Genomic DNA, 25,290 nt, shown 5'->3' with positions numbered 1-25,290 from the left:
GGCGCTGGCACAGAAGATCAAGCTTTCGACCATCGCGGATGCGCTCGGCGTGTCCACGGCCACGGTCTCGCTGGCCTTGCGCGACAGCCCGCTGGTCGCCGGCGGCACCCGCGACCGTATCAAGGAACATGCACGCGCCATCGGCTATATCTACAACCGCCGCGCCGCCAGCCTTCGCACCTCACGCTCGGGCATTGTCGGCGTCGTCGTCCACGACATCATGAACCCGTTCTTTGCCGAGATACTGCGTTCGATCGAGAGCGAACTCGACCGCAGCCGGCAGACCTTCATCCTGTCGAACCACTACGACCAACTCGAGAAACAGCGCACCTTCATCGACACGCTTCTGCAGCTCGGCGCTGACGGCGTCATCATGTCGCCGGCCATCGGCACGCCGCCCGAAGACATAATCATGGCCGAGGAGAACGGTCTCCCGGCAGTGCTGATTGCACGCACCGTCGAAGGTGCCGACGTGCCGGTGTTTCGCGGCGACGATGCCTATGGCACCGGGCTTGCTACCAATCATCTGATCTCGCTTGGCCACAAGCGCATCGCCATGATCGGCGGTACCGACCAGACGTCGACCGGCCGCGACCGTTATCAGGGATATGTCAACGCCATGGAGGCGGCAGGGCTCGAGGTCAGGCCGTCATGGCGTATCGCCGGCCCGCGCACCAAGCAGGCCGGCTTCGAGGCTGCCGGGCAGTTCTTGGCGCTGAAAGACAGGCCTACCGCGGCCTGCTGCTGGAACGACCTCGTCGCCATCGGCCTGATGAACGGCATTGCGCGCGCGGGGCTGGTGCCGGGCATCGACATCTCCGTTACCGGCTATGACGACCTCGAGGAAGCGGCGATCGCGACGCCGGCACTGACCACGGTCTGGAACGGCCAGCGCGAGGTTGGCCGCCGCGCCGCCAGCGCGCTGCTCGACAAACTCAACGGACAGACGGTGCGGCCGTCGCAGGAACTGATCAAGCCGGAACTGCATGTGCGCCAGTCGACCGGCAAACCGGTGGAACGTGCATGACAAAAACCGAACAGCAAGCTGTCGCCATTCTGGTGCCGGGCCAGTTTAACGACCATGCGGTCGGCCGCATCGACGGGGCGTTCAGCCGCGTCCGGATCGAAGGCGCCGATCCGTCGCTGGTCACCGACGACATGGGCCGTACGGTGCGCGGCATAGCCGCCTTCGGCGGCATAAGCGCCGCGTTGATGGACGCGCTGCCAAAGCTCGAGATCATCGCCAATTTCGGCGTCGGCTATGATTCTGTCGATGTCCGCCACGCCGTACAGCGCGGCATCATGGTCACCAACACCCCGGATGTGCTGACCGAAGAGGTCGCCGATACGGCGCTCGGCTTGCTGATCAACACCATCCGCGAACTGCCGCGCGCCGAGGCCTGGCTGCGCGACGGAAGTTGGCTGCGCAAAGGCAACTATCCGCTGAGCCGGCTGACCCTGCGCGGGCGCCATGTCGGTATCTTTGGCATGGGCCGCATCGGCCTCGCCATTGCCCGCCGGCTCGACGCTTTCGGGCTGCCCATCGCCTACCACAACCGGCGCCGCGTCGAAGGCCTGTCCTATGACTATCACCCGACGCTGAAAGGTCTCGCCGAGGCGGTCGACACACTGATCTCGGTGGCGCCCGGCGGGGCCGCGACGGAAAGGGCAGTCAATGCCGAAATCCTCTCGGCTCTTGGGCCGAACGGCGTCTTCGTCAATATCGGCCGGGGCAGCACGGTCGATGAGCCAGCCCTTGCCGCCGCACTTGCCAGCGGCAGCATCGCCGCTGCCGGGCTAGACGTCTTTGCCGACGAGCCGAATGTGCCAGCGGCGTTGCTTGCCGCGCCCAACACCTCGCTTTTGCCACATGTCGGCTCCGCCTCGCAGCACACCCGCCGCGCCATGGCGGACCTATGCGTCGACAATCTGGTCTCGTGGTTTTCGCAGCGCAAGGCACTGACGCCGGTGCCGGAGACGGCAAATGTCAAGGCAAGGCCGTAAGCGGGCTGCCATATCTATTAACTTCAGCTTAACCCTTCGGAATCATTCTGGTCCCTTCCTAGTGTCTGTCCGCCTGACAGCACATGACAGCAAGATGAAGCGCGCCTCCTGATCTCTTCGAACGCGGCGCGCTTGAAATGCGCGGAGAAACAGGATGAAAACGCTTCCTGCATTGATGGCGGTTGCTGTGCTGTTCGGCAGCGTCCAGCTGTTTTATGCCGGTAGCGGTGAAAGCCGTGCAGCCAGTGAGTCACCACCTTCATCCGGCAACTACCGGCTGGTAGCCCATGGTGACGAGGCGTCTTGTGCGGTCAGCCGTGGCGCCGAGATTTCGCAAGGCTTGTCGCTGTTGACGGTCGCCGCGAATTGCCGCCGGGTGTTGCCCGGTGTCGAGCAGGCGAAGTTCTGGCGAGAGCAGAATGACGGTACGGTCACATTCAGCGCCAACGGCACCGATCCAATCGTCATGTTCTCAGTCGCCGATGGCGACGGTTACGAATCCTACGCGCCGGCGCTGCCGCTGCTATCGCTGGCGTCGGCCGGCAACTGACGAGCGCTATTCTGCCGCTGCGCGCGCGCCCGATTTCGCCGCCTGATGCAGACGTACAGCGTCGCCGAAGGCGCGGAAAATCTTTGCCGAGATGTTGTCAGATTCGACCCAGTACTCTGGATGCCACTGCACGCCAACAGCGAAGGCGCGGGCGTCCTTGACCGAAACCGCCTCGACAGTGCCGTCGGCGGCGACCGCTTCGACCTGCAGCTTCGGGCCAAGCCGATCGATGGCCTGGCGATGCACCGAATTGACCAGGATGTCGCCGGCGCCGAAGACCCCGGCCAGGCAGCTGCCGGGTTTTATCGACACGCTCTGGCGGATGGCGAAGCGTTCGTCCTGATTGTCGCTTGCCGGCGCACGATGGTCGAGCGAACCGACGCGTTCCTGGATTTCGGTCGCCAGCGTGCCGCCCAGTGCCACATTCATCTCCTGGATTCCGCGGCAGATGGCGAGCAGCGGTACCCCGCGCTCCACCGCCCGGCGGATCAGTGGCAACGTCGTCGCGTCGCGGGCGGAGTCGTAAGGACCATTGGCTTCGCTGGCGTCACCGCCATAGAGCGAGGGATGAACGTTGGACTTCGAACCGGTGACCATGACGCCGTCGACGGCGGAAAGCAGTTCATCGAAGTCGAGCCGGTCGCCGAAGGACGGTACCAGCAGCGGGAACACGCCTGCACCCGAAAGCGCCGCTTCAAGATATTGCTGTGGCGCGGCATGCCAGATGTAATTGTCGAACTGGCGGACGTCGGTCGATATGGCGACGAGCGGCTGGTGCATTTGGTCCGGATCCCATCGGGTGCAACGAATTATCTGCCTGCAAAATAGGCGATCCGAAGGCGCATTTCCATGGCAAGTTTCGGCGCGTCGCGTAGGCCAGTTAATCGACCTTAGACTATAGTTGCAAGATCTGCCCGAACGCCGTGAATTTCCCCGAAATGCGCCACTCAAACCGGGCTGCCACGCTGGACTCGACTCCTTGCCTGTGTATTGTCGGGCTCGAAGCCGATCCGGGCCCCGAAGCGTCCCGAATGTCGGTCAGTTGATCCAAAAGGGAGGAACTTCATGGATCGTCGTTCGTTCATCCGCAAGGCCGGCACCACCGGTTTCGGCGCCGTGGCCGCTGCCGCGACACTTGCTGCGCCGGCCATCGCCCAGTCCAACCCGAAAGTGACCTGGCGGCTGGCGTCGTCCTTCCCGAAGTCGCTCGATACGATCTATGGTGGCGCCGAAGTGTTTTCCAAGATGCTGTCGGAGGCGACCGACGGCAACTTCCAGGTCCAGGTCTTCGCCGCCGGCGAACTCGTTCCCGGCCTGCAGGCCGCCGACGCCACCACTGCCGGCACCGTCGAGGCCTGCCATACGGTGGCATACTATTACTGGGGCAAGGACCCGACTTGGGCGCTGGGGGCGGCGGTTCCGTTTTCGCTCAACGCGCGCGGCATAAACGCCTGGCACTATCATGGCGGCGGCATCGATCTGTTCAACGAGTTCCTGGCGACGCAGGGTCTGTTCGGGCTGCCGGGCGGCAATACCGGCGTGCAGATGGGCGGCTGGTTCCGCAAGGAGATCAAAACGGTCGCCGACCTTTCCGGCCTCAAGATGCGTATCGGTGGTTTTGCCGGCAAAGTGGTGCAAAGGCTCGGCGTAGTTCCGCAGCAGATCGCCGGTGGCGACATTTATCCGGCGCTGGAAAAAGGCACGATCGACGCCGCCGAATGGGTTGGCCCCTACGACGACGAGAAGCTCGGCTTCTACAAGGTTGCGCCCTATTACTACTATCCCGGCTGGTGGGAAGGTGGACCGACCGTCCATCTGATGTTCAACAAGGCGAAATACGACGAACTTTCGCCGGCTTACAAGTCGCTGGTGCACACTGCCGCCCAAGCGGCCGACGCCAACATGCTGCAGAAATACGACTACCTCAACCCGGCGGCGGTGAAGCGGCTGGTTGCCGGCGGCGCCAAGTTGAGCCCGTTCAGCCAGGAGATCATGGCCGCCTGTTTCGAAAAGGCCAACGAAGTCTATGCCGAGATGGAAGCCTCGAACGCGCCGTTCAAGAAGATCTGGGACTCGATCAAGGCGTTCCGCAAGGAGCATTATCTCTGGGCGCAGGTGGCCGAGTACAATTACGACACCTTCATGATGGTCCAGCAGCGCAACGGCAAGCTCTAGAATATTCTGCGACGCCGAGTGGCTCCACTCGGCGTCGCAGAAAAGGGCTAAAACAAAGCGGATGTCCCGTTTGGTTTGAATGCATTCCGCTCCAGGCGTTTGATGGATCTCGTCAAAGGACCGCGAGCCACGCCCCGCGGTCCTTCCCTGTCAGCCTTCGGACGCACTGACTTCGACCAGTACTCCACCCGGCGCATGGCAATAGAACGTCGTCGACTGGATGCGGCCGCGCATTAGCTGCTGGACCTCGCCCGGTTGCAGGCCGGCATCGGCAAGCCCGGCTCGCTTTGCATGCACAAACTCCGGCTTGCCGACGAAGAAGCCAACGTGAAAGCCGTCCGGATAGCTGGCGGGCTCGCCTTTCCCCGGCTTCATCAGATTGAGGATGAAGCCATCGATGCCACGCAGAACCGCGGAGGCGTCCTTGCCGCGCACGGCGACAAATTCAAAGCCGAAATGGCTGGTGAAGAAGCGGGCAAGGCCGGCAACTTCGGTGGTGACGAGATTTATGTGGTTCAGTTTCATGATGCGTCTCCTGCCACGGGTTGAATGCGGACAGGCTTCGACCGAGAGCGCAAACCGGCGGGACCGCTACATCCGAAAATCCGGACGTGACCCGACCGGCTCGCGAGTTTCGCCTCGCTTGCCGGCCGCGGGTTCTCCCACAAGTAATGTGGCGAACAGGCTTCCCCGAGCATCGTGCTCAGGACGGGAAGAGCCGGACTACCGAACCGGCAATGTCTTTTTCGGCGTAGTTTCTGTAACCGGTCGCCCCGCCGGTGGCAACTGGCCCGATCGATCAGCCCTGAGGCACTACCAGGACCTTGACCTCACCTGGTGCCGACGGGTTGGCAATGATCGCCACCGCCTCGTCGAGGTCGACTTGTCGCGATATCAGCCGGTCTACCTCGATCGCACCCGAGGCGATGAGATCGGCGGCCCGGCGATGGGTAAAGGGATTGAGGAAGGAGCCCAGGACCTTCAACTCGCGGAACAGCAGGTCGAACGGTTCGAACGCCGCTTTCATGCCTTGCGGCATGACGCCGACGACGACAATTGTGCCGCCCGCCTTGGCCAGCCGCATCGCCTGCTCGACGGTGTCTTTCACGCCGGCGCATTCGAACACCACGTCGACGCCGCCCGGCATCAAACCCGACCGGCCGACGATCGCGTCGGTGATGTCGGAAGCGCTGGGATCGACCGTCGCCGTTGCGCCAAGTTCCTCGGCAAGGGCGCGCCGCGAGGCCTGGCGCGTCGACAGGATGATGGTCGTCGCACCGGCGAGCTTTGCCAGTTGAACGGTGAGCAGGCCGATCACGCCGCCGCCGAGCACGGCAACCGACGAACCTGGTCTGATCGCGGCAAGGTCCACGCCATGCAGGCAGCAGCCGAGCGGCTCGCAGAACGCACCATGCGTCGGCGTCAGATCGCCTGGCAGGACGAAAGCCTGTTTCTGCGGCAGGGCAAGATATTCGGCAAAGCCGCCATCGCGATGGATGCCGATGGCACGCAGATTGCCGCAGAGGTTGACCCGGCCGGCCTGGCAATGCGCGCACCGGCCGCAGGCGATGTTGGGATCGCCGGTGACGCGGTCGCCGACGGCAAAGCCGGATACGGCAGGTCCGATCGCCTCGACGATGCCGGAGAATTCATGGCCGAGAGTCACCGGCGGCGTGCACGGGAATTCGCCATGGAAAAGATGCCGGTCGGTGCCGCAGACGCCGCACGCCTCGATCCGCACCAGCAGCTCGTCCGGTCCGGCAGTCGGTTTCTCGACCTCGCACACGGCGAGGCCGCCCACTCGCTCCAGTCGCACCGCCTTCATGGCTGCCGGGCCTTCGTCAATTGAAACTCGGTGGTTGCGACAGATCGGTTGCCGGTGCCGCCGGTTTCGCGGGCGGCTTTTCGTCGAAGCTTGGCGGCTGCGACAGGTCCTGCGCGCCGGGCGCAGCGGGTGCCGTGCTGCCACCGGCCGGCGGCGTGCCGAGCGGCGACAGGCTGGGCATCTCCGGCACCTTGATGTCGATCGTCGCTGGATCGACGACGGCGCCTTTGTAGTGCATCACCATCTGCGGGAAGGCGATGGTCAGGCCGATCATGATCACCTGGATACAGACGAACGGCACTGCGCCCCAATAGATCTGCCCGGTGGTGACGGGCGCAATCTGTTTGCCGGTGAGCCGGTCGAGATAGGGCACGCGTGCGGCGACCGAGCGCAGATAAAACAGCGCGAAGCCGAACGGTGGATGCATGAAGCTGGTCTGCATGTTAACCCCGAGCAGCACGCCGAACCAGATCAGGTCGATGCCGAGCTTGTCGGCCGCCGGCGCCAAAAGCGGCACGATGATGAAGGCGAGCTCGAAGAAATCGAGGAAGAAGGCGAGCACGAAGACGAGGATGTTGACGCCAATCAGGAAACCGACTTCACCGCCCGGCAGCGACGTCAACAGGTGCTCGACCCAGATGTGGCCATTGACGCCGTAGAAGGTCAGCGAGAACACCCGCGCGCCGATCAGGATGAACAGCACGAAGGACGACAGCCGCGTCGTTGAGGCCAGCGCCTGCTTGACCACGTCGAGCGACAGCCGCCCTTTCATCGCCGCCATCGCCAGCGCGCCGACGGCGCCCATGGCGCCGCCTTCCGTCGGCGTGGCGATGCCGAGGAAAATGGTACCCAGCACCAGGAAGATCAGCGCCAGCGGCGGGATCAGCACGATGATCACCTGCTGTGCCAACCTCGACATCAGGTTGATCTTCAGGCGCTGGTCGATGATCGCCACGACATAGATGAAGATCACGCCGATGGTGGCGCCGAGGATATCGGCATTGCCGCCATGGTTTGGCGCGAGGTAGCGATACGCGGCATAGGAAACCACCACCGCCGCCAGGAGCGCCGCCAGCAGCGACAGCACACCGTGGCCGAGCGTGCGGGCCTCCAGCGGCAGTGCCGGCATCGACTTCGGCCGGACGATCGACATGAGCAGGATGTAGAGCATGTAGATGCCGGTCAAAATGAGCCCGGGGATCAGCGCCCCCTTGTACATATCGCCGACCGAGCGGCCGAGCTGGTCGGCCAGCACGATCAGCACCAGTGACGGCGGGATGATCTGGGCGAGCGTGCCCGATGCTGCGATGACGCCGGATGCCAGCCGCCGGTCGTAGCCGTAGCGCAGCATGATCGGCAGCGAAATCAGCCCCATGGCAATGACGGAAGCCGCCACCACGCCGGTCGTCGCGGCCAGCAGCGCGCCGACGAAAATCACGGCATAGGCCAGGCCACCACGAACCGGTCCGAACAACTGGCCGATCGTGTCGAGCAGGTCTTCGGCCATGCCGGATCGTTCGAGCACGATGCCCATGAAGGTGAAGAACGGGATCGCCAGCAGCGTGTCGTTCGACATCACCCGGCTGCCGTAGAAATTGTCCGGCAACGCGTGCAGCAACGGCCAGGCGAGGTTGATCGAGCCGCCCGAATATGGCGACAGCAGCACGCCGATGAAGAAGAACATCAGGCCGTTGGCGGCAAGCGAGAAGGCGACGGGGTAGCCGATCAGCAGGAAGAAGATCAGCGAGGCGAACATGATCGGCGCCATGTTCTGGGCGATGAACTCGATCACGAGCGCACCTCTTCGACGAGCGCCTTGGCTTCTAGCTCGGCCTGTTCATGCACCGATATGAATGGAGTGGGATCGTCCATATGACCGCGCATGATGGCGATTTTCTTGATGATTTCGGAAATGCCCTGCAGCGCAAGCAGGAAAAAGCCGACCAGCAGGATCGCCTTCGCCGGCCAGATGATCAGCCCGCCGGAATTGTTCGACATCTCGCCGCTGCGATACGACAGCGACACATAGGGAACGAAATAGACCACCATCAATGTCACGAACGGCATCAGGAAGAAGACGTGACCGAAAAGGTCGATCCAGTGCTGCACGCGGCGCGAGAACATGCCGTAGACGATATCGATGCGGATATGGTCGTTCTGCTTCAGCGTGTAGGCGGCGGCCAGCATGAAGGCGGCGCCGAACAGATACCACTGCAATTCCAGCCAGGCGTTCGAGGACATGTCGAACAGCTTGCGGATGACGGCGTTAGCGGCGCTTACCAGAATTGCGAGCAGGATCAGCCACGATACCCATTTGCCGATGAATTCGTTCAAACGGTCAATGGTTCTGGAAAGAGCGAGAAGCCCTGCCATGCATTCCTCCCTTGTGTCAGAGCGCGGCGGTTCCCTGTCCGTTGCGCCGCTGTGGACCAACGGTATGCAGTGCGTGGTTCGGCGGGTCAACACGGGCCTGCCCGCATAAACACAGTTGTGAGGTGACGACCGGCAAAAAAGCTGCCGCGTCCTTTGCATGTCCAAGGACATGCGGCTCTTTCACCAACCAAAGTCGGGTGCGGCTCAGGCGATCTTCTGTTGGTCGCGGCCGGCGCCGATCAGCACAAGCATGGCGACGAGGAACAGGTACATCCAGGCATCGCGCCATTCGAGCGGGAAATAGCCGGCCCATAGCGATTCGGCCATGCCGAAAGCGGCGGCGCCCAGTGCCGCCCGCAGCGGCGAAAGATAGCCGCCCACTGCCGTCACGAACAGGATCTTCAACCCGTAGACCAGGCCGGTGCCGAAGCTGATGTTGCCGTAGTAGAAGCCGGCGAGCACGCCGGCCAGCGCAGCGCAAAGGCCGCCGAAAAGCACCGCACGCCGAAACACCGCGCGGACATCGACGCCGCACATCGCGGCAGCCTTGGGATCGTCGGAAACGGCGCGCCAACTGCGGCCGAAGCTCGAATGTGTGAACCCCCACGCAGCCAGCGCAATGGCCGCCAGCACGGCAGCGCAATCGAGCAACTGGATCAGCGTCAACGTCGCCTTGAAGCTGGCACTCTGCGCGAAGACGATGGTCTGGGCCAGCATCGGTGGCAACCACAGATCGTGGGTGTTGGCGGCGATGCGGCTGGCTTCCGACAAGACCAGCAATATACCGAGCGTTGTCACCACGATCGCATTGGGCGAGCGGTCGGCCAAGGGTTCGAAGATGCTTCGGGACAGAACGTGGCTGATCAGCGCCGCGTAGAGAAACGCCGCAACTATGCCGAGCGCGACCGATGCAAGCAGCGTCAGCCACAGTGCCTGATAGCCGAATGCCGCGGTGAGGATCATCGTTTGCCCGCAAAAGGCGAACAGCGCGCCATAGGCAAGATTGGTGCGGTGCAGGATGCCGTTAGTCAGCACATAGCCGAAGGCAAGCAGTGCGTAGAGCGCGCCCGAATGCAGCCCGTTCAGAACCTGCTGGAAGAAATAGAGCATGCAAAATCCTCGGTGCATGGCTCCGAATAATCGGAAATCGACTTTCGCTGGGATCATGCACAAAATCAAAGTGCTACAAGCCGCGGCGCTCGCAGCCGTGAAGAGCGTTGCACTCGGAATCTAACTTGTCAAATGCGATTTATCGGTTAGATTTCATCGCATGACGGTATCCTGGACTCCGCACCGCTTCACCGGCGGCATGCTTGCGCTCGACACGGCGAACACCGTTGTGCTGCGGCACCATCCGGAGAAAACCTTCGACCGTTTCGACGATCCCGCCGAGATTGCCCGCTTTGCCGAAGCCGCCAGCGGCTTTCGCGCCGCCGAGCTCGGCGGCAGGCGGCTGGAGGCCCCGTCGCCGGACAAGATCGCGCCGGTGGTACTGTCGATCCGCGAAACCACCGATCGGCTGTTTCGCCGCGCGGTGTCGAAAGGTGCGATCGCCACCGCCGACATGCCTGAATTCCTGGAAGCCTGCGCCGACGGCCTCGCCCATGGCCGCACCGAAATCGGGACGCTTGGAAAACCGTTCGGCGACCCGGCGACGCCTATCGCCTTTGAGGTGGCGCTGGCCGTCTCGGCGCTGTCGCTGCTGCGCGGCGACACCATCGCCAGGCTGAGGATATGTCCGAACTGCAGCTGGCTGTTTGTCGACCGAAGCCGCAATTCCAGCCGCCTTTGGTGCGACATGGCGGTATGCGGCAACCGCCAGAAGGCAAACCGTCACTATCGCCGCCGGACGGCGGCGAACGGGGTCCAGAATGGCGAGGTCCAGAATGGCTAGGCTGTTTTCGCGTTCGATCGTTGTCGGGGTTGCGCTGATTGTGGCTGCAGCGCTCGGCGCCTGTCGCGAGACGGGCACGGACGACAACGGCGATGGCAAATTGTTCGAGATTTCAGGCAAGATATTCGTGTTCAACTATCGCCTCGCCAGGGCGACCTACCTCGTTACGCTGCGGCCGTTGCGGCCGATGGGGGAGGGGCAGGTCGCGGTCGCCAGCTTCCAAAACCCGGCCGGCGGCGAGCCGCTGGCAGTCGAGCAGAAAATCTGGCCGAAGCTCGACAAGGTGACGCTGGAGAGTCCGGCGCTTCAATGCGTCGTCAAGGACAAGCCTTACGCGATCGCGATCAACATCAAGGACGCTGACGGCACGATCCTCCAGAAGATCGACACCACTCTGATGTCGACGGAGGACCAGTCCGTCCTGCCCGACCGGCCGCTGGTCATCGATCAGCTTTATACGCCCAATCCGGACCTTGCCGGCCACCCGGACGGCAAGTTGCCGAACGAACCTAAGCCCGACTGTTCGAAAGGTCTCTGACGCATTTTTCGACGGCATCGGATGGCGCCGGAATTTTATTGCTGTCGAAAACAGCCGACGCGCGGTTTCTTACGCCGGCGGGCGCGGCGTTGATGATTTGTTGCGGACCGCCTGGCGGCTTCGATTTTGTTTGACCTCCCCGGCAAGGGAAGAAAGACTATAGGTACTTGACTCCGACGTTGGCCGCGCACCCTCCAGGTGCGGCTTCCGCACAGGAAATGCCTGATGACGCTGCACAATGTCGCGCTCGACGACAAGTTCGACCTGGCAAAGGAGCGCATCTTCCTGTCGGGTGCCCAAGCAGTCATCCGCATGCTTCTGATGCAACGCGAGCGCGACCGCCGGGCTGGCCTGAACGCCGCCGGTTTCGTCTCCGGCTATCGCGGCTCGCCGCTCGGCGGGCTCGACATGCAGCTGTGGAAGGCCCGGGACCAGCTCGCGCAGTCGGACATCGTCTTCCAGCCCGGTCTCAACGAGGAGCTCGCCGCCACCGCCTGCTGGGGCTCGCAGCAGGCCGAATTGCTGGGCGAGGGCACTCGTGACGGCGTTTTTTCGGTCTGGTACGGCAAGGGTCCGGGCGTCGACCGCTCCGGCGACGTGTTCCGTCACGCCAATCTCGCCGGCTCGTCGAAACATGGCGGCGTGCTGGCCCTGATGGGTGACGACCACATGGCCGAATCCTCGACCAACGCGCATGCCACCGAGTTCCTGTTTGTCGACACCATGGTGCCGATCCTCAATCCGGCCGGTGTCCAGGAGATCATCGACTACGGCCTCTACGGCTTTGCCATGTCGCGTTTTGCCGGCACCTGGGCGGCGATCAAATGCGTCAAGGACAACATCGAATCGACGGCCTCGGTCGATGCCGCGCTCGACCGGCTAGATATCGTCATCCCGGACTTCGACATGCCGCCCGGCGGCCTCAACATCCGTAACGAGATCGACATGCTCGGCCAGGAGGAGCGGTTGCATGAATACAAGCGCGCCGCTGCTTCGGCCTTCATCCACGCCAACGGGCTGAACCGGATCGTCTATTCAGGCGGCAGCAGCCCGAAGCTTGGCATCGTCACCATCGGCAAGAGTTATCTCGACGTTCGGCAGGCGCTCGAAGACATAGGCATCGACGAAGTGGCCGCCAATCGTATCGGTATCAGGCTGTTCAAGGTCGGCTGCCCGTGGCCGCTCGACCTGCAGCACATCGCCGACTTTGCTCGCGGCCTAGACACCATCGTTGTCGTCGAGGAGAAACGCTCGCTGATCGAGGTGCAACTGCGCGAGAACCTTTACGGCACCGCCACGCAGCCGGTCATCGTCGGCAAGAAAAACGAACGCGGCGACTGGCTGTTCCCGGCCAAGGGCGCGCTCGACCCCAACGACATTGCCATCGCACTCGGCGAGAGGATCTTGCTAACGATCGGCCCGTCGGAAGAAATTGCCGCGCGGGTGGCGAAATTGCGCCAGTTCCAGGCGATGCTGGCCGACACGTCAGACATCGCCTCGCGCACGCCCTTCTTCTGCTCCGGCTGCCCACACAATTCCTCGACCAAGGTGCCGGACGGCTCGCTCGCCGCCGCCGGAATCGGGTGTCATTTCATGGCGCTGTGGATGGACCGCAACACCGTCGGCTTCACTGCCATGGGCGGCGAGGGCGCGCAGTGGGTCGGCCAGGCGCCGTTCTCGAAGCGCGAGCACATCTTCCAGAATCTGGGCGATGGGACCTACAACCACTCGGGTGTGCTGGCGATCCGCTTCGCGCTGTCGACCGACGCCAACCTCACCTACAAAATCCTCTACAATGACGCCGTCGCGATGACCGGCGGGCAGCCGCACGAGGGCGGCCTGACGGTGGACATGATCGCCAGGCAGGTGCGCGCCGAGGGCGTCGAGCGCATCGCCATCGTCACCGACGAGCCGGACAAATATACCGGCAAGGTGGAATTTCCCGCCGGCGCCACCATCCACCACCGCGACGACCTCGATCTCGTCCAGCGCGAGTTGCGTTCGGTCAAGGGCGTCTCGGTGCTGCTCTACGACCAGACCTGCGCCGCCGAGAAGCGCCGCCGCCGCAAACGCGGCACCTTCCCCGATCCCGACAAGCGCATCTTCATCAACGAGCTGGTCTGCGAAGGTTGCGGCGATTGCGGCGTGCAGTCGAATTGCGTCTCGATCCAGCCGGTCGAGACCGAATTCGGCCGCAAGCGCAAGATCGACCAGTCGAGCTGCAACAAGGACTTCTCTTGCGTCAATGGTTTCTGCCCGTCCTTCGTCACCGTCCACGGCGCCAAAATCAGGAAAGCCGAAGGCATAGCCGGCGCGGCCGACCCGCTCGCGGGGGTGCCGGCGCCGGCGCAATTTACGCTCGGTGAACAAGGCTGGGCGGCAATCATAGACGGTGTCGGCGGCACCGGCGTCGTCACCATAGGCGCGGTGCTCGGCATGGCAGCCCACCTCGAAGGCAAGGGCTGCGGCATGATCGACATGGCCGGCCTCGCCCAGAAGGGCGGCTCCGTGTTCACCCATGTCCGTATTGCCCGCACGCCGGACGACATCCACGCCATTCGCGTATCGGCCGGCAAGGCCGATCTCGTGCTTGGCTGCGATCTCGTCGTTTCGGGTGCAAAGAAGGTGCTGGCCGCGGTGCGCGAAGGCTATACCATCTTCCTCGCCAACACCGCCGAGATCATGCCGGGCGAGTTCGCCCGTTCGGCCGATTTCTCGCTGCCTATCGAGCGGCTGAAGAAAGCGATAAGAACTGCCGCGGGCGACGACAAGGCGCATTTCTTCGACGCCACCCGCACCGCCACCGCGCTGTTCGGCAGTTCGCTCGGCGCCAACATGTTTATGCTCGGCTTTGCCTTCCAGCATGGCGGCTTGCCGCTGTCGGACGAGGCGGTCGAGAAGGCAATCGAGCTCAACGGCGAGGCGGTGGCGATGAATATCGCGGCATTTCGCTGGGGTCGCCGCGCCGCCCACCAGCCGGATTTCGTGCGCGGCCTTCTCACCCAGCCGGGCAAGGCCACGCAGCCTGTCGCGATTGCCGAGACGCTGGACGACATCATTGCCCGCCGCGTCGCCTTCCTGACCGCCTATCAGAACGCCGCCTATGGTAAGCGCTATGCCGACAGACTGGCAGCGCTGCGTAAGGCCGAAACCAAGGTCGTGCCCGGTTCGACCGTGGTGACCGAAGCTGCCGCAAAGAACCTGTTCAAGCTGATGGCTATCAAGGACGAATACGAGGTGGCGCGGCTCTATACCGACGGCTCCTTTGCCGCAGATCTCGCAAAGCAGTTCCAGAGTTACGACAGGCTCGAATTCCATCTCGCACCGCCGATCATGGGCAGGCGCGGCAGTGACGGCAAGCCGAAGAAATCGAGCTTTGGTCCGTGGATGATGAACGGGTTCCGCCTGCTGGCGGCGATGAAGGGCCTGCGCGGCACCGCTTTCGACCTGTTCGGCTACAGCGCCGAGAGGCGTATGGAGCGGCAGCTTCTTGCCATCTATGAAGCCGACCTGGAGCTTGTCGCCGGCGCGCTGGCACCGGGCAAGATCGAGGCCGCTGCCGCGCTTGTCTCGGTGCCGGCGCTCATCCGCGGCTATGGCCACGTCAAGCGGGCCAGTGCCGAAAAGGCCGCCGGCGAACGCCAGCGTCTGCTCGACCGCCTTTCGACGGCGCCGCTCCGGCCGCAGCTTCAAGCCGCCGAATGATTCAGCGCTGCGATACCCGTTGTTTACCTGAACTGTAGTTTCCCTGTTTCCGCAGCGTCAACGATGGACGCCGGCAGGGCTCGAACCGCCTCTCTAAACCTTTCTTAAGGCGAATGTGACACTGCTGGGTTCCCCAGGGTTGGGATCCAGGCGTGAATCTGAGACGAAAAAACGAGATTCCGGTCGACGTTTACATTCCGTTCGTGGAAACCCTGTTTCGCGACGGCGTGACGCTTTCGATCGGCATTGTCGCGCAAAGCTTCCTGATTGCCCTAGTCTGGTGGAAGAACGGCGACCCGCTTTATCTGCTTGTCGCGATCGTGATGGTTCTCGTCGGCATCTTCCGCATGAGAAACTTCCGGAAATACAACAGCTTGCCCCCGCCGACGACCTGGGAAGAGGCGCACAAGCGCGAGAACGACTATATCCTCTACGGCTCCTTACACGGGCTCACGCTTGGCGCCTTCTGCCTGCTTGGCATCTATTTTGCGCGCGATAATTTCGCCGAGATCGCCTCCGTCTGCCTGACGCTGGCCACGGCGACCTCCATTGCCGGGCGCAACTACGGCTCTCCGCGCATGGTCACTATTCTCACGCTTGCCTTGACATGGCCGATCTCGTTGGGGTTCCTTTTACGTGGCGATATCTACCACATCCTTCTCGGCCTCCTGTCCGCGCCATTCCTGTTTGCGATTCGCAAATTCGCCGACACGGTCCGCGATGTGCTTTTTGCCGCCGTCTCGGAGGAAAAAAAGGCGAACCGCATCGCTCAGCGTTTCAACCGTGCGCTCAACACCATGTCGCATGGTCTTGTCATGCTCGGTCCCGACGGCCGTGTAGCGGTGGCCAATGCCGAAGCCGCGCACCTGATGTCCCTCAAATCGCCCGACGCGCTGCTTGGCCGCTCGATCCACGGTCTGCTGATGCGCGGCGTTGCCGGCGGCATGCTGGCACCGAAGGATTGCCGCTACATCGAAGCCCAACTGACGCGCGCGTTGCGCGAGGGTCGTGACCGAAAGGTTCTGGTCTCGCTCGCCAACGGCCAGCACTATGAATTTTCGGCGCGCGAGGGCAGCCAGGAACTGGGCGTCGTCACTTTCGAGGACGTGACCGCCCGCGTCGAGGCGGAAGACAAGATCCGCTTCATGGCGCGTTACGACAACCTCACTGGTCTGCCCAACCGCGCCTATTTCCATGAGCTGGTGGTGGAGGCGATGGCCTCGGGCGATCCAGACCGTCTCTGCGGGCTGGTCGTTCTCGACCTCGACGATTTCAAGAGCGTCAACGATACGCTCGGCCATCCGGTCGGCGACGGTTTGATCTACGCCGTTGCCGAGCGGCTGGCGGCAGTCGCCGGGCCAGGCATCACCGTCAGCCGCTTCGGCGGCGACGAGTTCATGATCTTCTTCGAGCGCATCGAGGATGAAAGCCACCTGACCGGCCAGGTCGACGAGATCTTCGTCGACCTGCAGGGCGAGGTCGATGTCGCCGGCCACGGGTTGCGCATCCAGGCCAGCGGCGGCGCGGTGCTGTCGCGGGTCAAGGACACCGATGTCGACGCCATGATCGTCAAAGCCGACCTTGCACTCTACAAGGCCAAGGAGCTTGGCAAGAATGGTTGGCGGCTGTTCGAGGCCTCCATGGACGCTGCCTTCCGCAGCCGTCAGCTGATGAAGGCGGACCTGCGCAGCGCAGTGGAAAACAACGAATTGCGGGTTGTCTATCAGCCGATCGTGGCGATGAGCACGATGCGTATCGCCAGTTGCGAGGCGCTGTGCCGCTGGGATCATCCAGATCTGGGACCGATCTCGCCCAGCATCTTCATTCCGCTGGCGGAGGAAATGGGGATCATTTCCGACATCAGCACCTTCGTCCTGCATGCGGCGTGCACGGAATGCGCCAAATGGCCATCCCAGACCAGCGTCTCGGTCAATCTCTCCGCTAAGGATTTTCGTAACCGTGACGTTATCCAGAAGGTTCGCGAGGCACTTGCCGGTTCCGGTCTGCCGGCCGGCCGCCTCGAGATCGAGGTCACCGAGACGGCGCTGCTCGACGACAAGTCGCTGACACGCCAATATATCGAGGAATTGAAGCGGCTCGGCGTGCGTATTGCACTCGACGATTTCGGTACCGGCTATTCGAGCCTGAGCTATCTCCATAAACTGCCGCTCGACAAGATCAAGATCGATCGCTCGTTCCTGATCGACGTCACCCAGAACAGCCGGTCGCTCGAATTGCTCAAGGGCATCGTCAACCTGTCACGGCCGCTGGGACTTTCTGTCACCGTCGAAGGCGTCGAAACCTTCGAACAGCTCAAGATCCTGGCATTGCAGGTCAAGCCCGACCTGGTCCAGGGCTTTCTGTTCGGGTCGGCGCTCAGCGCGTCCGGCATCGAGACGATGTCGAGCACGGTCTGGCCCTTTGCCAAGGACATCAAAACAGCGAGGAAGGCGACGCGGCGTTGATTTTTATGTCGAAAAACCGCGCAAATTTAGTACAATTTGGTCGATTGTTAACCTTAACGAGCGGTAAACAACCTCCTGCTTATTTTCATCTTTACATCTCAGGACCCTGCCTTAGTGTCGGCTGGTGGCGGTAATTCGCGGGGATAGAGTTCATGTGTGCCCAGTTGACTTCGCTCGGCCATGCGGCGAGCGCGGGCGGGGAAAATTCGTCCGAAACCATGTCCAGTTTCGCCAGGAATGTTTCGGCGATGCTAGAGCGGACGGAATACCGCCGTTGCGACAAGGGCGAGGATCTCGAGGACATCTATCGCCTACGCTACAAGTCGTACCGTTCCAACGATATGGTTCCCGACAACGAGAACCACACCATTCACGACGAACTCGACGAAGTGCCTAACGTCTTCCGGTTCGGTGTCTACATCGACCAGGAACTCGTCAGCACGCTGCGTATTCATCACGTCACGCTGTCGACGCCAAGATCGCCTTCCACCAAGGCTTTCGGTGACATCGTCAGGCCGATGCTGGGGGAGGGCATGAGCTTCATCTGCCCCAGTCGGTTCGCCTCCGACCCGGAATGGTCGCGCGTCTATCCGCAGATACCTTATCTCACGCTGCGGCTCGCCGGCATGGCATGTTTTCACTTCAACGCGCCCTATTGCCTTTCGACCATCCGTGAGGATCACGCCGGCTTCTACAAGCGGATCTACTACGCCGAGAAGATCAGTGAGCCCCGTGCCTATCCTGGCGTCTATAACAAGGTCGTGCTCTACCGCGCCGATGTCGGCGCCATTCGCGAGCGGTCGCTGTCGCGCTTTCCGTTCTTCCGTTCGACGCCGATGGAGCAGCGCATGTTGTTCGATACGCCCGGTGCCGGCGAACTCGCCCCGCTGACCATCCTGCCCACCGCCAAGTATTTTCGCGAAGCCGCCTGAACGAGCCCATGGAGCCTTGCGGTCGCTTCGGCGTTCTGGATAACGGCAAGGGTGCTGGTGGTAGGTCGGCACGGCCGATATCCGCCACGTATCGCTTCGACAGCCATCCGATCAAAGGAACCGATATGACCATTTCCACGCTCGCCCTCACCCCGCTTATCTCACTGATTGCAGGCGTGCTGATCCTGGTGATGCCGCGGCTGCTCAATTATATCGTCGCCCTTTATCTGATCGTTGTCGGCCTGCTCGGGCTGTTCCCGCATCTCGCCAGCTAACGACATCGGCAATAGCGGACCTGCCATCCATTGTGATTGGTATCGCCGCGCTCCGACCTGCCTCGTTTCAGGGGTTGGGTCAGTCATAGCCGCTGCGCACGTTGCGCCACATCATTGACGCAGCGATTTCAAGTTTCGCTTGAGACTGTTGGCTGCGGCGATGCGGCAATAGCGCCATTGCCCTTAACGCGGCTTTTCGCTATGTGCCTGAAAGATGTCTTCGAAGGGGTATTCCTATGGCTGAACACACGCCGACCGGTCCTGTCGAACTGGGCGCGAAGATGGACTATGCCGAGCACGACCGCACCTATGCCGGCTTCCTGATGCTGGCCAAATACGGGTCGCTGTTTTGCGCCGCAGTGCTTCTGGCCATGGCGTTCGGCTTCTTTGTGGGCGGCTTCTTCTCGGGGACCATCCTGTTCGTTCTGATCCTGGCCGTCGGCGCCTTTATTCTCCGATAACTCCTCCAATTTTTGTCGAGGACGCCGCCGGGGGCCGGCCGGCGTCTTGCGGTAACGGGTTGCGGCCGAAAGGATCATGCGGTGGGACAGACGGTTTTCATCCCTCGTGAGCTCGACGCGAACGAGCCGCGCGTCGCGGCCTCGCCCGACACGGTGAAGCGGCTGGCGGCGCTGGGTTTCGACGTGGTCGTCGAAGCTGGCGCCGGCGCGGCGTCGCGCATTCCCGACGAGGAGTTTGCCAAGGCCGGCGCCGCGATCGGCAAGGCTGGCGATGTTTCCAGGGCTGATGTCGTGCTGAAGGTGCGCCGGCCGAGCGATGCCGAGCTGAAAGTCTATCGGCCGGGCACTGCCGTGATCGCCATCATGGATCCCTATGGCAACGATGCCGGCGTCGCCGCGTTGGCCAGGGCCGGTGCTACTGCTTTTTCCATGGAGTTCATGCCGCGCATCACCCGCGCCCAGTCGATGGACGTTCTATCCAGCCAGGCGAACCTCGCCGGCTATCAGGCGGTGATCGACGCGGCTGCCGAATATGACCGGGCGTTGCCGATGATGATGACGGCGGCTGGCACGGTACCGGCGGCGAAGGCCTTCATCATGGGCGTCGGCGTCGCCGGTCTGCAGGCCATCGCCACCGCGCGCCGCCTCGGCGCCGTGGTCACCGCCACCGATGTGCGCCCGGCTGCCAAGGAGCAGGTTGCTTCGCTCGGCGCAAAGTTCCTGGCGGTCGAGGACGAGGAATTCAAGGCGGCCGAGACGGCCGGCGGCTACGCCAAGGAAATGTCCAGGGAGTATCAGGCCAAGCAGGCGGCCCTGACCGCCGAGCACATCGCCAAGCAGGACATCGTCATCACCACCGCGCTGATACCGGGCCGGCCGGCGCCGAAGCTGGTTTCTGCGGCAATGGTCGCCTCGATGAAACCCGGCTCGGTGATCGTCGACCTTGCGGTCGAGCGTGGCGGCAACGTCGAGGGCGCCGTTCCGGGGCAGGTGGTGACCACCGCCAACGGGGTAAAGATCGTCGGCCATCTCAACGTTCCCGGTCGCGTCGCCGCCTCCGCCTCGCTGCTCTATGCGAGAAACCTCTATGCCTTCCTCGAGACGCTGGTTGACAAGGCGACGAAGACGCTTGCCATCAACCGCGACGACGAGCTGGTCAAGGCAACCATGCTGACCGATGCCGGCAAGGTCGTGCATCCCGCCTTCGTCAGGGCTGAGCAGGAGCCGCCAAAGGGCCAACATGTCGAACCGCCGGCCATTCCGGCCAAGACGATGGTTGCCGAGGCTTCGGCGAAGCCGGCTGCGAAGAGGCCGGCCGCTTCGAGGAAGCCCAAGACCACCGGAGGGATCGCGTGATGGATCAGACCCTGCAGAAAGCCCTCGACCAGCTCGACCAGGCCACAGCTGCCGTCCGCCTTGCGGTACAGAACCTGGCCACCGCGCCCGGCACCGAGGCCGCTGGTGACGCCGCGCACGCGCTGTCCGGCGGCGCGATCGATCCCTTCGTCTTCCGCTTCGCCATCTTCGTGCTGGCGATCTTCGTCGGCTACTACGTCGTCTGGTCGGTCACGCCGGCGCTGCACACGCCATTAATGGCGGTCACCAACGCCATTTCCTCCGTCATCGTCGTCGGCGCGTTGCTTGCCGTCGGCATCTCGGCCTCGGGCATCGCCACCGGCTTCGGCTTTGTTGCGCTGATGCTGGTATCGGTCAACATCTTCGGCGGCTTCCTCGTCACCCAGCGCATGCTGGCCATGTACAAGAAGAAGGAAAAGTAGGCCGCTATGAACGCCAACTTCGCCTCCTTCCTCTATCTGGTCTCCGGCATCCTGTTCATCCTGGCATTGCGCGGCCTGTCGCATCCGACCACCAGCCGCCAGGGCAACATGTACGGCATGATCGGCATGGGCATCGCCATTGTCACGACGCTGGCGCTGGCCACCCCTTCCGCCGGCCGCTTTGCGCTGATCGTGCTCGGCCTCGCCATCGGCGGCTCGGTCGGTGCGGTCACGGCACGGCGCATTGCCATGACCTCGATGCCGCAGCTGGTCGCCGCCTTCCACTCGCTGGTCGGTCTTGCCGCGGTCATGGTGGCGGCCGCCGCCATCTATGCGCCGGAAAGTTTCGGCATCGGCACCGTCGCCGATATCCATGCCCAGGCGCTGATCGAGATGAGCCTCGGCGTTGCCATCGGCGCCATCACCTTCACCGGCTCGGTCATCGCCTTCTTGAAGCTCGACGGCCGCATGTCGGGCAAGCCGATCATGATCGGCGGCCGTCACTTCATCAACGCAGCCCTGGGCATAGCGCTCATTGTGCTGATCGTGCTGCTCGTCACCACCGAGTCCAAGCTGGTGTTCTGGCTGATCGTTGCCGCCTCGCTCGTGCTCGGCGTCCTTCTCATCATCCCGATCGGCGGCGCCGACATGCCGGTGGTCGTATCGATGCTCAATTCCTATTCGGGCTGGGCAGCGGCGGCACTCGGTTTCACGCTCGGCAATCTGGCGCTGATCATCACCGGCGCGCTGGTCGGCTCATCGGGCGCCATCCTGTCCTACATCATGTGCAAAGGCATGAACCGAAGCTTCATCTCGGTCATCCTCGGCGGCTTCGGCGGCGAGACATCAGCCGCTGCCGACGACGGCATCGAGCGCACCGTCAAGCAGGGCTCTGCCGAGGATGCCGCCTATCTGATGATGAATGCGCAAAAGGTCATCATCGTGCCGGGTTACGGCATGGCCGTCGCCCAGGCGCAGCACGCGCTGCGCGAAATGGCCGACAAGCTCAAGGCCAACGGCGTCGACGTCAAATACGCCATCCATCCGGTGGCCGGCCGCATGCCCGGCCACATGAATGTGCTCTTGGCGGAAGCCAACGTGCCTTACGACGAAGTGTTCGAGCTGGAGGACATCAACTCTGAGTTCGCGCAGGCCGATGTCGCCTATGTCATCGGCGCCAACGACGTCACCAATCCGTCCGCCCGCGACGACAAATCGTCGCCGATCTATGGCATGCCGATCCTCGACGTCGACAAGGCGCGCACCTGCCTGTTCGTCAAGCGCTCGCTCGGGTCCGGCTATGCCGGCATCGACAACACGCTGTTCTACAAGGACGGCACCATGATGCTGCTCGGCGACGCCAAGAAGATGACCGAGGAGATCGTCAAGGCGATTGATCACTGAAACGGCGTCGTTGCCAACTCACTGCCGGTCGTCGAAATACAGCCCTGGCTCCGCGCCGGGCTTTTTCTTGGCTGTTACCGGTTCTGAAGCTACGATAGCGACCCGTCGTCTTGTCTAACGGCGTCATCGGTGGAGGTGCTGGTGCCCGACCCTGGTTCTGCCGCGTCGCCGGCCGCCGATCTGACCGCAGCAGAGAAGGTGCCGCGCAAGCGCAGCCAGGCGGTGGTGGTCGTGCACGGTATGGGCGAACAGCGGCCCATGGACACGTTGAGGGGATTTGTCCAGGCCGTTTGGAGCCACGATCCGGCCCGTGCTCCGTTCTATGCCCATGTCGCTGATCCGGCCGACCCAATGGGTGCGAAGATCAACCAGAGCTGGATCACGCCCGACAGCCGGACCAATTCGCACGAGCTTCGCCGGATCACCACACCGTATGATGTCGATGGCCGCCGCACCGATTTCTACGAGCTTTACTGGGCCGACATCACCCAGGGCACGACCCGGAGCCGCCTTGCTGCCTGGGTGACGACCCTGCTCTGGCGCAAGCCCGCCGATATTCCGCGCGATGTGCGCAAACTCTATGTCGTCACGCTTTTGGCCACCATCGTCGTCCTTGGCGCGGCGCTGGCGCTCGCAACGTCGGCCTGGCAAGGCTATATCTCCTGGACGACCGGCGTGCTTGTCACCGTCCTGGCGTCGTTCGTTATCTGGTCGGTGGACCAGTTTGGCCTGCCCTATTTCGGCGATGTCGCCGCCTATGTGCGGGCCGAAGCGGCGACGGTCGAGAAGCGCGCGCTGGTCCGCGAGCGTGGCCTCAAGCTGCTGAAGCGCCTTATGGTGGACGACGCCTACGACCGCATCGTGCTGGTCTCGCACAGCCTGGGGTCGATCATAGCCTATGATCTGTTGCAGATATTATGGGCCGATTTCAGGCCTCGAAAGCTGGAAGCCATTCGCGACAGAGCGAGGCTGAAGGCGATCCACGCCGTCGATAAGGCGACGCTGGCCGCCGATGCTTCCGCCTGGCCCGACCGCCTCGATGACCTCCCCGCATTCCGGCGCGGCCAATGGGAACTCTACCGGCAGCTTCGCGACAGTGACGCCGATCATCCGCTGCCGTGGAAGATCAGCGATTTCGTCACGCTGGGCAGTCCGCTGACCCACAGCGAGTTTCTGGTGACCTACAATCTTGCCGAGTTCAGGCGCGGCATCGCCGAGCGGCTGTTCTCGGCATGCCCGCCGATCGCCGACAGGGCGGCGGGCGGGACTATGCTCTATCAGGAAGGCCGCAGCCATTCGGGCAAGCCACAGCGGGCGGTGCATCATGGCGCGATGTTTGCCGCGATGCGCTGGACCAACATTTTCGACAGAGGCAATGGCTGGTTGACCGGCGACCCGATCTCCGGGCCGATGACGGAGAACTTTGGTCCGGGCGTGGAAAACATCCAGGTCGAGCTGCGCGGCTCGCTCGGCCGCGTCTTCACGCACACTCTCTACTGGTCGTTGACGGCGAGCGGCGTCGAGGCCAACGCACCGTCCGGCGTGCCGCGCTCGCACCTTGCCGTGCTGCGCGATGCGGTCGATCTCGGCCGCAAGCTGGGGGACTGAGCTGTCGGTGGCGAGCAACGCACGACAATGCTGCGCCGACAGCCCAAAGCAAGGTCCGCTCGGAGTAATCTTCGAAGCGGACCGAGTTCGCTTAGGCGCCGATCAGCGATTGGTCAGGAAAATCGCTTCCTCGTCGTCGCGCTGCCTGCCGCCAAGTGCCGCAGCCGCACTGGCAATGAAAGCCCCGACGACCAGCGACAGCGCGCCAATCAGCGAGAAGGTGGCGCCGGCCTTTCTGGCGGTGTCGGCCGCCTGCTGGGCCTTGACCTTGGCGTCCTGCGCTCTGGCGATTACCGCATCGAGGCGAGCGGTGGCATCGGCTTCGGACAGGCCTGTCCGGGCGGCCACCAGCCGCGACAGATAGGTCTTGTCGTCGGCCGATATTTCGCCTGCTGCGGCACTCGCGATCAGAATGCGCGATGCCTGCGCCGTTGCCGCGGCGTCGCTCTCCGGATTGGCGGCAGCGAGCCTTGCCGGATCGGCCGGGCGGAACAGCATATCGACGAAATACGATGTGGCGTTGTCAGTCGAGGCGCCACCAGCGTTTGCAGCAGCACCTGTCGAAGCGCCCATTGCCGCGCCGGATGCCACAGTCGAAGCAGCCTGGACACCGGTGCCTATCGCGGCCGACAGCGCCGTGCCGAGTATACCGGCGACGAGCAGCGTCGCCAGCGCCCAGGCCAGGAAGCCATGCGCGGTATCGCGGAAGAAGACTTCATCGGTGTGGATGCCGACCCATTTGGTGCGCAGGCGCCCGGCAAGATAGCCGCCGAGGGCCGACGACAGCCACTGCACGACGATCAGCCAGACGGCGGTGGAAACGGCGAAAGTTGTGACTGACGCACCCGAGCCGGACCATGGCGAGACCATACTCAGCCCAAGCCCGGAGCCGAGCAGCATCAAGATGAAGGTAAGCGTCGACGCAGCAAACGCGCCGGCGACGATTGGCCCCCAGCTGACAGCAGTGGAAGCGGATTCCGTCGGTGCGGAAACGTCGACAGCCGTTACGGTTGACTGCATCGAAGCCTCCCTACCGTGCGAACAGCATGATCAGAATAATGATCGGAATTGGGACTCCGAGAAGCCAGAGCAAAATGCCACGTCCCATGGATGCCTCCTGCGGCGATTGTGATCGATTACAATGCCTTGGAAGCCTTTCCGTTCCGGGTGATCCTCGGAGATATTGTTGCGATGCAGCAGGCGCATTGGTTCGCTAAGTGTGAGCTTTCAGAGGGTTGTCCATTCGGACCGCACCGAGGAGACTGGAGTTACCAAGCTTCAGCATCCATCGGAGGGTCCGAAT

Annotated in this window: 22 protein-coding genes; 15 read left to right on the top strand and 7 right to left on the bottom strand. The window is 63.0% G+C overall.

Features of this window, described 5'->3' with window-relative positions:
* Positions 1 to 4 precede the first annotated feature (4 nt).
* From NKH01_RS29290 to NKH01_RS29280, 3 genes are all read left to right on the top strand, one after another.
* Complete coding sequence (locus tag NKH01_RS29290) at positions 5 to 1,027, top strand: LacI family DNA-binding transcriptional regulator (protein ID WP_023676245.1); 1,023 nt, start codon at positions 5 to 7, stop codon at positions 1,025 to 1,027.
* On the top strand, positions 1,024 to 2,004 hold the full coding sequence (locus NKH01_RS29285; protein WP_353023682.1) for a 2-hydroxyacid dehydrogenase: 981 nt from the start codon (positions 1,024 to 1,026) through the stop codon (positions 2,002 to 2,004). The genes NKH01_RS29290 and NKH01_RS29285 overlap by 4 nt, the downstream gene beginning before the upstream one ends.
* Positions 2,005 to 2,158: 154 nt before the next feature.
* Positions 2,159 to 2,554, top strand: coding sequence for a hypothetical protein (locus NKH01_RS29280; RefSeq protein WP_352484378.1), 396 nt, complete (start codon positions 2,159 to 2,161; stop codon positions 2,552 to 2,554).
* 6 nt (positions 2,555 to 2,560) lie between these two features.
* Here NKH01_RS29280 and NKH01_RS29275 read toward each other — a convergent pair whose 3' ends face one another.
* A complete protein-coding gene (locus NKH01_RS29275) occupies positions 2,561 to 3,334 on the bottom strand; it encodes a gamma-glutamyl-gamma-aminobutyrate hydrolase family protein (protein WP_352484379.1) in 774 nt (257 codons plus the stop codon).
* A gap of 285 nt (positions 3,335 to 3,619) precedes the next feature.
* Between NKH01_RS29275 and NKH01_RS29270 the strand changes: the two genes are divergently transcribed.
* Positions 3,620 to 4,729 (top strand): TRAP transporter substrate-binding protein, encoded by a 1,110-nt coding sequence (locus NKH01_RS29270; RefSeq protein ID WP_353023680.1) that lies wholly within the window; start codon positions 3,620 to 3,622, stop codon positions 4,727 to 4,729.
* Positions 4,730 to 4,879: 150 nt separating this feature from the next.
* On the opposite strand, the gene NKH01_RS29265 is transcribed toward NKH01_RS29270, so the two are convergent.
* From NKH01_RS29265 to NKH01_RS29245, 5 genes are all read right to left on the bottom strand, one after another.
* On the bottom strand, positions 4,880 to 5,254 hold the full coding sequence (locus NKH01_RS29265; protein WP_353023678.1) for a VOC family protein: 375 nt from the start codon (positions 5,252 to 5,254) through the stop codon (positions 4,880 to 4,882).
* Between the two features lie 274 nt (positions 5,255 to 5,528).
* Complete coding sequence (locus NKH01_RS29260; protein ID WP_023718053.1) at positions 5,529 to 6,554, bottom strand: zinc-dependent alcohol dehydrogenase family protein; 1,026 nt, start codon at positions 6,552 to 6,554, stop codon at positions 5,529 to 5,531.
* A 16-nt stretch (positions 6,555 to 6,570) separates the two neighbouring features.
* Positions 6,571 to 8,343, bottom strand: coding sequence for a TRAP transporter large permease (locus tag NKH01_RS29255; protein ID WP_031193698.1), 1,773 nt, complete (start codon positions 8,341 to 8,343; stop codon positions 6,571 to 6,573).
* A complete protein-coding gene (locus NKH01_RS29250) occupies positions 8,343 to 8,927 on the bottom strand; it encodes a TRAP transporter small permease subunit (RefSeq protein WP_023718051.1) in 585 nt (194 codons plus the stop codon). The genes NKH01_RS29255 and NKH01_RS29250 overlap by 1 nt, the downstream gene beginning before the upstream one ends.
* 204 nt (positions 8,928 to 9,131) lie before the next feature.
* Complete coding sequence (locus tag NKH01_RS29245) at positions 9,132 to 10,037, bottom strand: branched-chain amino acid ABC transporter permease (RefSeq protein ID WP_023718050.1); 906 nt, start codon at positions 10,035 to 10,037, stop codon at positions 9,132 to 9,134.
* Between the two features lie 160 nt (positions 10,038 to 10,197).
* Between NKH01_RS29245 and NKH01_RS29240 the strand changes: the two genes are divergently transcribed.
* The 11 genes from NKH01_RS29240 to NKH01_RS29190 all read left to right on the top strand — a co-directional run bounded on the left by NKH01_RS29240 (position 10,198) and on the right by NKH01_RS29190 (position 23,987).
* A complete protein-coding gene (locus tag NKH01_RS29240) occupies positions 10,198 to 10,821 on the top strand; it encodes a CGNR zinc finger domain-containing protein (RefSeq protein ID WP_353023675.1) in 624 nt (207 codons plus the stop codon).
* Positions 10,814 to 11,359 carry a hypothetical protein gene (locus tag NKH01_RS29235; RefSeq protein WP_352859854.1) on the top strand — a complete coding sequence of 182 codons (546 nt, stop codon included), beginning with the start codon at positions 10,814 to 10,816 and terminating at the stop codon, positions 11,357 to 11,359. Before NKH01_RS29240 ends, NKH01_RS29235 begins: the two co-directional genes overlap by 8 nt.
* Before the next feature lie 225 nt (positions 11,360 to 11,584).
* Positions 11,585 to 15,064 (top strand): indolepyruvate ferredoxin oxidoreductase family protein, encoded by a 3,480-nt coding sequence (locus NKH01_RS29230; protein ID WP_353023673.1) that lies wholly within the window; start codon positions 11,585 to 11,587, stop codon positions 15,062 to 15,064.
* 152 nt (positions 15,065 to 15,216) lie between these two features.
* Positions 15,217 to 17,529 (top strand): putative bifunctional diguanylate cyclase/phosphodiesterase, encoded by a 2,313-nt coding sequence (locus NKH01_RS29225; protein WP_353023671.1) that lies wholly within the window; start codon positions 15,217 to 15,219, stop codon positions 17,527 to 17,529.
* A gap of 152 nt (positions 17,530 to 17,681) precedes the next feature.
* A complete protein-coding gene (locus NKH01_RS29220; protein WP_353023669.1) occupies positions 17,682 to 18,461 on the top strand; it encodes an N-acyl amino acid synthase FeeM domain-containing protein in 780 nt (259 codons plus the stop codon).
* A gap of 125 nt (positions 18,462 to 18,586) precedes the next feature.
* Positions 18,587 to 18,736 (top strand): DUF3096 domain-containing protein, encoded by a 150-nt coding sequence (locus NKH01_RS29215; RefSeq protein ID WP_023718043.1) that lies wholly within the window; start codon positions 18,587 to 18,589, stop codon positions 18,734 to 18,736.
* Positions 18,737 to 18,972: 236 nt separating this feature from the next.
* Entirely contained in the window at positions 18,973 to 19,197 is a 225-nt protein-coding gene (locus NKH01_RS29210; protein WP_023718042.1) for an aa3-type cytochrome c oxidase subunit IV, read from the top strand.
* Between the two features lie 81 nt (positions 19,198 to 19,278).
* Positions 19,279 to 20,553, top strand: a complete 1,275-nt coding sequence (locus tag NKH01_RS29205) for a Re/Si-specific NAD(P)(+) transhydrogenase subunit alpha (RefSeq protein ID WP_352484384.1) — start codon at positions 19,279 to 19,281, stop codon at positions 20,551 to 20,553.
* Positions 20,553 to 20,975, top strand: coding sequence for an NAD(P) transhydrogenase subunit alpha part 2 (locus NKH01_RS29200; RefSeq protein WP_036244434.1), 423 nt, complete (start codon positions 20,553 to 20,555; stop codon positions 20,973 to 20,975). The genes NKH01_RS29205 and NKH01_RS29200 overlap by 1 nt, the downstream gene beginning before the upstream one ends.
* A 6-nt stretch (positions 20,976 to 20,981) precedes the next feature.
* Positions 20,982 to 22,379 (top strand): NAD(P)(+) transhydrogenase (Re/Si-specific) subunit beta, encoded by a 1,398-nt coding sequence (locus tag NKH01_RS29195; protein ID WP_353023666.1) that lies wholly within the window; start codon positions 20,982 to 20,984, stop codon positions 22,377 to 22,379.
* A gap of 141 nt (positions 22,380 to 22,520) precedes the next feature.
* Positions 22,521 to 23,987: a hypothetical protein gene (locus tag NKH01_RS29190; RefSeq protein ID WP_036244458.1), complete on the top strand. Its 1,467-nt coding sequence runs from the start codon at positions 22,521 to 22,523 to the stop codon at positions 23,985 to 23,987.
* Positions 23,988 to 24,089: 102 nt separating this feature from the next.
* Here NKH01_RS29190 and NKH01_RS29185 read toward each other — a convergent pair whose 3' ends face one another.
* Positions 24,090 to 25,007: a hypothetical protein gene (locus NKH01_RS29185; RefSeq protein ID WP_353023664.1), complete on the bottom strand. Its 918-nt coding sequence runs from the start codon at positions 25,005 to 25,007 to the stop codon at positions 24,090 to 24,092.
* Positions 25,008 to 25,290: the final 283 nt, after the last annotated feature.

Source organism: Mesorhizobium sp. M1403, from assembly GCF_040317695.1.
GTDB lineage: Bacteria > Pseudomonadota > Alphaproteobacteria > Rhizobiales > Rhizobiaceae > Mesorhizobium.
This window is presented reverse-complemented; position numbering and strand designations above follow the sequence as displayed.

Bases quoted from the DNA above. Each gene is read 5' to 3' on its own strand.
- NKH01_RS29285 (WP_353023682.1), top strand. From the start codon at position 1,024: ATGACAAAAACCGAACAGCAAGCTGTCGCCATTCTGGTGCCGGGCCAG.
- NKH01_RS29280 (WP_352484378.1), top strand. From the start codon at position 2,159: ATGAAAACGCTTCCTGCATTGATGGCGGTTGCTGTGCTGTTCGGCAGC.
- NKH01_RS29275 (WP_352484379.1), bottom strand. From the start codon at position 3,334: ATGCACCAGCCGCTCGTCGCCATATCGACCGACGTCCGCCAGTTCGAC.
- NKH01_RS29270 (WP_353023680.1), top strand. From the start codon at position 3,620: ATGGATCGTCGTTCGTTCATCCGCAAGGCCGGCACCACCGGTTTCGGC.
- NKH01_RS29265 (WP_353023678.1), bottom strand. From the start codon at position 5,254: ATGAAACTGAACCACATAAATCTCGTCACCACCGAAGTTGCCGGCCTT.
- NKH01_RS29260 (WP_023718053.1), bottom strand. From the start codon at position 6,554: ATGAAGGCGGTGCGACTGGAGCGAGTGGGCGGCCTCGCCGTGTGCGAG.
- NKH01_RS29250 (WP_023718051.1), bottom strand. From the start codon at position 8,927: ATGGCAGGGCTTCTCGCTCTTTCCAGAACCATTGACCGTTTGAACGAA.
- NKH01_RS29245 (WP_023718050.1), bottom strand. From the start codon at position 10,037: ATGCTCTATTTCTTCCAGCAGGTTCTGAACGGGCTGCATTCGGGCGCG.
- NKH01_RS29240 (WP_353023675.1), top strand. From the start codon at position 10,198: ATGACGGTATCCTGGACTCCGCACCGCTTCACCGGCGGCATGCTTGCG.
- NKH01_RS29235 (WP_352859854.1), top strand. From the start codon at position 10,814: ATGGCTAGGCTGTTTTCGCGTTCGATCGTTGTCGGGGTTGCGCTGATT.
- NKH01_RS29230 (WP_353023673.1), top strand. From the start codon at position 11,585: ATGACGCTGCACAATGTCGCGCTCGACGACAAGTTCGACCTGGCAAAG.
- NKH01_RS29220 (WP_353023669.1), top strand. From the start codon at position 17,682: ATGTGTGCCCAGTTGACTTCGCTCGGCCATGCGGCGAGCGCGGGCGGG.
- NKH01_RS29215 (WP_023718043.1), top strand. From the start codon at position 18,587: ATGACCATTTCCACGCTCGCCCTCACCCCGCTTATCTCACTGATTGCA.
- NKH01_RS29210 (WP_023718042.1), top strand. From the start codon at position 18,973: ATGGCTGAACACACGCCGACCGGTCCTGTCGAACTGGGCGCGAAGATG.
- NKH01_RS29200 (WP_036244434.1), top strand. From the start codon at position 20,553: ATGGATCAGACCCTGCAGAAAGCCCTCGACCAGCTCGACCAGGCCACA.
- NKH01_RS29195 (WP_353023666.1), top strand. From the start codon at position 20,982: ATGAACGCCAACTTCGCCTCCTTCCTCTATCTGGTCTCCGGCATCCTG.
- NKH01_RS29185 (WP_353023664.1), bottom strand. From the start codon at position 25,007: ATGCAGTCAACCGTAACGGCTGTCGACGTTTCCGCACCGACGGAATCC.